This is a genomic window from Mesocryomonas lacus (assembly GCF_055730135.2).
Genome location: NZ_JBUZWE020000049.1, coordinates 1 through 1,019 on the forward strand (window position 1 = coordinate 1; position 1,019 = coordinate 1,019).

A 1,019-nucleotide genomic window follows, 5' to 3' on the forward strand; every position below is an offset into this window, starting at 1 on the left:
GGCGAAGACGCGGTTGGAGAGCCAGTTGTCGCGCATGAACTGCCAGATGTTCTCGACGAGGTTCAGTTCGGGCGAGTAGGGCGGCAGGAAGAGCAGCGAGATATTTTGCGGGACGACGAGCTTGGGCGTGGTGTGCCAGCCGGCGCGGTCCAGAATGAGGACTGCATGGGCGCCGGGATCGACGGCCGCCGAGATCTCGGCCAAGATGTTGGTTCATCGCGCTGGTGTCGCAGCAGGGTAGCAAGAGGCCCGCGCCCTTGCCCTTCTTTGGACAGATCGTCCCGAAGATGTAGGCCCACATCGTGCGCTGGTCCTGGGGTGCCGAGGGCCGCGTGCCGCGACGGGCCCAGCGCCGAGTAATCTTGTTCTTTTGCCCTATGCGAGCTTCGTCGGCCCACCAGAGTTCGATCTCTGTTCCCTTCGCGAGTTTGGCTTTGATGGTTGCCAGTTCGGCGGGAAAGTCTTTTTGAAAGCGGCCACCGCGAACTCGTTTTGGACATGATGGCGCGGGCGGGCAGAGAGCTTGGCAAAGCCCAGCGCCTTCAGCTCGCGCCCGATCGTAGTCTCATCCAGCGAGATGCGGAATTCCTCGAAGATCCACCGCGCCAGATCCTTGCGTAACCAGCGCACGACGCCGTGGATTGCCGGGATGGGACCGCCTTCGACGATCTTCGAAAGAGCCTGGCGCTGCTCATCGTTCAGTTTGGCCGATTGCCCTGGGCTTTAATATTGATGAGCCCATCCGGCCCATGCGCGTTGAACCGTATGACCCAGTCGCGCACGATCTGAAGCGTCACGCTGCCGATCGTGGCCGCCTCTGTGCGAGAGCCGCCATCATAGATCGCCGCCAGCGCCAGAAGACGCCTGGCCTGGGCTGCATCCTTCGCTGCCCGCGCCAATCGGCGAAGGTCCGAGCTTTTAAAATCAGTCCGAAGCGCAATCGGTATCGCCATGACAAACCTCCGTTCGCCACAGTGATTCAGATTCTAACGGCTATGGGAATCCCCCACGAGTCAGTG

The 1,019-nt window shown here is 61.3% G+C and carries 2 pseudogenes; both read right to left on the reverse strand.

Going from position 1 to position 1,019, the window contains the following annotated elements:
• A pseudogene (locus ACZLZY_RS24865) lies at positions 1-579 on the reverse strand (IS630 family transposase); the annotation flags it as partial.
• Between the two features lie 26 nt (positions 580-605).
• Positions 606-953, reverse strand: a pseudogene (locus tag ACZLZY_RS24870) (helix-turn-helix domain-containing protein); the annotation flags it as partial.
• Positions 954-1,019: the final 66 nt, after the last annotated feature.